Source organism: Acinetobacter sp. UBA5934, assembly GCF_002430855.1.
In the GTDB taxonomy this organism is placed as follows: Bacteria; Pseudomonadota; Gammaproteobacteria; order Pseudomonadales; family Moraxellaceae; genus Acinetobacter.
Window position 1 is genome coordinate 1 of the sequence record NZ_DJDC01000069.1, and the last position, 6082, is coordinate 6082.

5 protein-coding genes are annotated in these 6082 nt (G+C 43.0%); 3 read left to right on the forward strand and 2 right to left on the reverse strand.

From position 1 onward, the window contains the following. Nucleotides 1-102: hypothetical protein (locus B2Y23_RS04985; protein WP_291369389.1), on the forward strand; the 102-nt coding region annotated here is incomplete at its 5' end. A gap of 132 nt (nucleotides 103-234) precedes the next feature. On the opposite strand, the gene B2Y23_RS04990 is transcribed toward B2Y23_RS04985, so the two are convergent. Then, a complete protein-coding gene (locus B2Y23_RS04990) occupies nucleotides 235-609 on the reverse strand; it encodes a diacylglycerol kinase (RefSeq protein ID WP_291369390.1) in 375 nt (124 codons plus the stop codon). A 317-nt stretch (nucleotides 610-926) separates the two neighbouring features. On the opposite strand from B2Y23_RS04990, the gene B2Y23_RS04995 reads away from it, so the two are divergent. Both B2Y23_RS04995 and B2Y23_RS05000 read left to right on the forward strand, forming a co-directional pair. Further along, nucleotides 927-4022 (forward strand): multidrug efflux RND transporter permease subunit, encoded by a 3096-nt coding sequence (locus B2Y23_RS04995; protein WP_291369386.1) that lies wholly within the window; start codon nucleotides 927-929, stop codon nucleotides 4020-4022. A 222-nt stretch (nucleotides 4023-4244) separates the two neighbouring features. Then, entirely contained in the window at nucleotides 4245-4850 is a 606-nt protein-coding gene (locus B2Y23_RS05000) for a DUF4112 domain-containing protein (protein WP_409515231.1), read from the forward strand. A gap of 190 nt (nucleotides 4851-5040) precedes the next feature. Here the strand turns inward: B2Y23_RS05000 and htpX are convergent, their stop codons facing one another. Then, nucleotides 5041-5946, reverse strand: a complete 906-nt coding sequence (gene htpX, locus B2Y23_RS05005) for a protease HtpX (RefSeq protein WP_291369387.1) — start codon at nucleotides 5944-5946, stop codon at nucleotides 5041-5043. Nucleotides 5947-6082: the final 136 nt, after the last annotated feature.

Genomic DNA, 6082 nt, shown 5'->3' on the forward strand with positions numbered 1-6082 from the left:
GGTTCTGACATCGGTGACGACCACAAAGAAATCTTCGCTGGTGACAACGCGCTTAAAGCGGGTGACGATGCGAAAAACACAATGAACCAATTCTCTGCATAAGCACTGAACTGATTCGAAAAAACCCTGCGCAAGCAGGGTTTTTTATGCTTTAAAGTTCAGAATGTGAGATATAAAAAAGCACCTGATAAAAGGTGCTATTTAACATCTATAAAGATGAATACAATAAAATGCTTACTTAATCAGAATAATCAGCCAAACCAAAAAGATCATGCCAAGCGCGACAAACTGCGCAGCACTGCCCATGTCTTTGGCATTTTTTGACAGTGGATGTTTTTCTAAAGAAATACGATCCACCACGGCTTCAATCGCCGAATTAAATAATTCCACAATTAAAGCCAGTAAACAGACGGCAACCATAAGAGCCTGTTCAACCGCAGTGACATTGAGAAAGAAACTGACTGGAATAAGGGCAATATTGATCAAGACGATCTGGCGAAAAGCGGCTTCATGTTTAAATGCTGCCTTAAAACCGGCAATTGAATACTGGGTTGCATTCGATATGCGCTTAACACCGGTTTTACCTTTAAAGGGAGAATAAGAGTTCATTGCACTTAAACATTGAAGAATTTGTGCCATCCTATTCGCTCTTGCTTAATTCAAAATTAATTAACTCAATCCAATTAAAAGATTGAAATAAAAACAGTAAGAACTATGTGCGAGGAGCAAAATTCACAAGCAGTCATCATTGAATAAAGAAATTCTCTTCATATTTTCTCCTTATTTAAGCCAAAGTCTGATTTTTCTGTTAAAAATGATTGGCTTTTATACTTCTGTCATTGATTATCAATATCAAATAAATCATTTTAACTATTCAATGATTGAGCTGAATTTTTTATACCTTACCATTTAAGTGACCAGGACATATGCTGTCTAGATTTTTTATTCATCGACCGATTTTTGCAGGTGTTTTAGCCATTATCTTGATGGCTTTTGGTGTTTTCGCAACGCTCAATTTACCGGTAGAGCGTTTTCCTGACATCGCACCGCCACGCATTAGTGTAAGTGCCAGCTATAATGGTGCTTCAGCAGAAACGGTTGAAGAAAGTGTCACCCAAGTGCTGGAACAGCAAATTAAAGGTATTGATCATCTGCTGTATTTTAGTTCCAGTAGCGATTCATCCGGACGCAGCCGCATTAACATCAGTTTTGAAAATGGCACCGATCCGGATACGGCGCAAGTTCAGGTACAAAATGCGATTAATGGTGTATTGAACCGTTTACCCGATGATGTACAGCGTCAAGGGGTCAATGTATTCAAGTCACTGGGGGATACCCATATGGTCATTGGTCTGTATGATGCCTCGGGTAAAAGTGACAGTATTGCCTTGTCCGACTATATGCAGACCCATCTGGAAGAAGAGCTGGCGCGTATAGACGGCATTGGTGAGGTGGATGTTTTTGGTTCGCAATATGCGATGCGCATCTGGCTGAACCCGTTAAAATTAAAACAATACAATTTAATGCCGAGTGATATCCGCGCAGCTGTTGAAGCTCAAAATACTCAGGTTGCAGCAGGGGCAGTGGGAGATTTACCTACACTTGAAGACCAGTATCTCAATGCCAAGGTTACTTCCGGCTCACGTTTAAAAACAGTGCCTGAATTTGAAAATATCATTGTCAAATCTGCGCGTGATGGCAGTTTTATCTATTTAAAAGATGTCGCCCGGGTAGAACTGGGTGCAGAAAATTATCAGGCCATGAATACCATTAACGGCTTTCCTTCTGCCGGGATGGGTATTTCGCTGGCTTCTGGTGCCAATGCCTTGGCGACCTCAGCGCTGATTCAGGCTGAGGTGGAGCAGATTTCGAAACAGCTTCCTGAAGGCTATAAGCTGGTTTATCCGCGTGATAATACGCCATTTGTCAAAGAATCCATCAAGGAAGTGGTAAAAACCCTGGTGGAAGCCGTGTTGCTGGTAATTGTGGTGATGTTCCTGTTTCTGCAAAACTGGCGCGCGACCCTGATTCCTGCAGTTACCGTACCTGTAGTGCTGCTGGGTACCATGGCAGTCTTGTATGTACTTGGTTTGAGTATCAATACCTTGACCTTGTTTGCCTTGGTCCTGGCAATCGGCTTGCTGGTAGACGATGCCATTGTGGTGGTGGAAAATATTGAACGGCTGATGCATGAGAAAAATTTGACGGCTAAAGAGGCATCGCTTGAATCCATGCAGGAAATTAGCGGGGCACTCATCGGGATTACCTTGGTTTTAACCGCCGTATTTATTCCCATGGCATTTTTCGGCGGTTCAACCGGGGTAATTTACCGACAGTTTTCGATCACCTTAGTAGCAGCCATGGCTTTATCACTGGCTGTCGCCCTGATTTTAACGCCAGCTTTATGTGCCCTGATTTTAAAGCCGAATCCACAGCCTGCCCGATGGGCGGTCTGGTTCAATGAAAAACTGGATCATTTAAAACATCGTTATTTAAAATTATCCAATTTGAGCCTGCAGCATAAGGGCATTTGCCTTATTATCTTTGCTGCACTGATTAGTGTGTTTGCGCTGTTCTATCGCGCCTTGCCGACCAGTTTTATCCCCAGTGAAGATCAGGGCATTTTAAACGTGCAGTTTAAACTGGTAGACGGTGCGCCCATGTCGAAAAATTCTGAAATCGGTGAGCAAATTAGACAGTATTTTCTGCAAAATGAAAAAGATAATATAAATCTGGTGATGGTGCGTTATGGGCGTAATTTTTCAGGCACAGGACAAAATTTGGGTCAGGGTTTTATTGCCCTAAAACCTTGGGATGAACGTTCTGGCGATGAAAACTCGGCACAAGCGATTCGGGAGCGTGCCTTAAAGCATTTTAAAAACAATCCAAATGTACAAATTAATGTGACGATGCCGGCTTCGGTCAGTGGTCTGGGTCAGACTGATGGACTGGACTTCTGGATTCGAGATATCAATGGTCAGGGTCGGGCCTATCTGGATAGCCAGTTCAAGCAGCTACAGCAAAAGGCAAAACAATACACAACTTTTGAAAATCTGGACAAGCGGTCTAATCCAGATAAAGCAGGCTTAAAGGTAAATATTGACCAGAAACTGGCGATGGCGAATGGACTGTCGCAAACCGCTATTAACAGTACCTTGGCTAGTGCATGGGGCGGCAGCTATATCAATGATTTTATTGATCGTGGCCGGATTAAACGGGTGATGATGCAGGGTGATGCCGAATTTCGTTCTAAACCTGAAGATCTGCAATACTGGTATGTACGTAATGACTTGAATCAAATGGTGTCATTTAGCAATTTCGCCAATGTTAGCTGGAGTGGCGGGCCAGACGTGGTAAACCGTTATATGGGCTACACCGCCTTGCAAATGGAAGCCGATACCGCCAAAGACGTCAGTTCCGGTGTCGCAATGCAGGATGTGGAGCGGCTGGTTGCCAAGCATCCAGGTATAGATGTGGCATGGAGCGGATTGTCCTATGAAGAAAAAAAGTCGAGCAATCAGGCTGTATTGCTGTATCTCATTTCAATTGGTTTTATTTTCCTGTGTCTGGCTGCACTATATGAAAGCTGGTCTATTCCTACGGCGGTATTAAGTGCCATTCCTTTAGGGATTGGCGGTAATATCCTGTTTAGCTATTTTGTTGGTTTCCCTAACGATATTTATTTCCAGATTGCCTTACTGACCACGATTGGTTTGTCTTGTAAAAATGCCATTTTAATTGTCGAATTTGCTTCACTGGCCGAGCAGCAAGGCCGCAGTGTTGTTGAAGCTGCGCTGGAAGGAGCAAGTTTGCGTTTACGCCCGATTCTGATGACTTCATTGGCTTTTGGTGCCGGGGTGATTCCACTGGTATTTGCCTTTGGTGCAGGGGCTGCCAGTCGTCAGGAAATTGGGGTGAGTGTTTTAGGTGGGGTGATTTTCGCGACCATTTTGGTGCTGATCTTTATTCCTTTCATGTATGTGCTGATTCGTACACTGATGAAAACCAAACCAAAAACATGATCTGATCCCATTCAATCCTTCAATATTCTTCTTTTGCTGAAGGAATATTGAAGGATTTAGGTGTGATATAAGGCTGTTCCATAACTGAGATATCCATGTAAATATCTTAGTCAAGTGAGGCTATAAGGGTTTTGTTATGACATCGTGCCATTACTTTATTAATCATATCGATACACAGCTTATAGAAAAGATATGATGTAATCTCAATCATTTAGATGAATCATGTCTTTGGAAAAAGCGATGCCCGAACAACAACAAAAACTCAGCCAGCAAGAAGTCATACGTCTGGAGCGCGATTTAGCCAAATTCGCCAATATGATGGACTCAGTGGTACGCATCCCCTTTACTAAACAGGGCGTTGGTGCAGATGCTGCTTTAAGTACCATTCCTGTCGCTGGAGACGTTGCGGGCTTTGTTTTGACCTGTTATGCCATTTATAAAGCCAAGCAGATTGGTGTACCACAAAGCAAGCTGAATCCTCTGATGAAACTGGCCATGATGGATGCGGTAGTCGGTTTTATTCCGGTGGCTGGAACGGTGTTTGATATCTTTATCCGTCCAAGCCGAAAAGCTTTAGCGATTGTGCATGAGCATATTCGAGAGGAATATCAGATTCGCAGTGATGTACATGTGGTTCATCCTTTTTTGCATGAAAGCCTGGAACGTAGACAGCAGAATTCAGCCTTCTGGCGAAATCCGGTGGTAGTCTGGATCTGGTTACATCTTCCTGATCTTTTGGGTGTTATCTTTATTGTTTTACTGGTCATTGCCATGTGGTTGGGCTTGAGCTGGTTATGGCAATGGTGGCAGGGCATGAACGCTGTTTAATTCAAAAGATAAAGTTTATAGATTCTATTGCCGCGAATTAACCCGTGCTTAATGTTGAAGACAGCACATTGAGCTGAAATTGATTTGTTCTGTATGGGAAATATCAGCGGTTGCCTGTTCAGTGTTACCGGTTAACATTAAAAAAGCCTCCATGTGGAGGCTTTTTGATCTTCAATTTGATCAACGAAGATTATGGACAGTTTAATTGTTGTAATGCAGCCACACGTTGTTCAATTGTAGGATGGGTCTGGAACAAAGCAGCCAGGCTGAAACCTTGTTCTCTACCTTCTGCAATTGCAAAGGCTTTCATCTCTTTCGGCATTTGATCAGGGAGTTCTGATTCTGCCTGTAAGCGCAGTAATGCAGAGATCATGGCCTGTTTACCGGCTAAGCGTGCACCTGCTTCATCGGCACGGTATTCACGGTAACGCGAGAACCACATCACAATGGCAGAGGCCAAAATACCAAACACAATATCCAGAACAATGGTAATGGCAAAATAAGCAAGTCCAGGTGCTTCGCCGTCTTCGCGACCAAACACGTTACGGTCAATAAAGTCACCCACTACACGTGCAAAGAACATTACGAACGCGTTGACCACACCTTGTACCAGTGCAAGTGTCACCATATCGCCATTGGCAACGTGACCAATTTCATGCGCCAATACCGCACGAAGTTCGTCTTTGTTCATACGTTCAAGCAAACCTGTTGAAACCGCAACTAAAGCGTCGTTTTTGTTCCAACCTGTGGCGAAAGCATTTGACTGATAAGAAGGGAAAACGCCAACTTCTGGCATATTAATGCCGGCACGTTGAGACAACTGTGCAATTTCTTGTAACAACCATGCTTCTGCTTGATTACGAGGCGCATTCGGGTCAATTAACTCTGTCCCGGTAGATTTTTTTGCCATCCATTTCGACATAAATAGCGAAATGAGAGAGCCAACCATACCAAAGACAAAACAGATCACCAGTAAGTTGCCTAGATTTAAGCCACCCGCGCCATGGTAACTACCGACACCGAAGAGTGACAAGATAATGCCAGCTACTACCAGTACCGCGAGGTTGGTTAGCAAAAACAAACCAATCCGCATCATTGAGAAAATCCTCTTATAATAAAAAAATAATCTGATTTATAAATCAAAAATCATCTCAGTAAATATGAGGTGTAAGTCTTAAAAATTCAAGGAAAAATTCATAAAACTCTATAATGATGCAGTTTCTAAAACAATT

Bases quoted from the DNA above. Each gene is read 5' to 3' on its own strand.
- B2Y23_RS04990 (WP_291369390.1), bottom strand. From the start codon at position 609: ATGAACTCTTATTCTCCCTTTAAAGGTAAAACCGGTGTTAAGCGCATA.
- B2Y23_RS04995 (WP_291369386.1), top strand. From the start codon at position 927: ATGCTGTCTAGATTTTTTATTCATCGACCGATTTTTGCAGGTGTTTTA.
- B2Y23_RS05000 (WP_409515231.1), top strand. From the start codon at position 4,245: ATGTCTTTGGAAAAAGCGATGCCCGAACAACAACAAAAACTCAGCCAG.
- htpX (WP_291369387.1), bottom strand. From the start codon at position 5,946: ATGATGCGGATTGGTTTGTTTTTGCTAACCAACCTCGCGGTACTGGTA.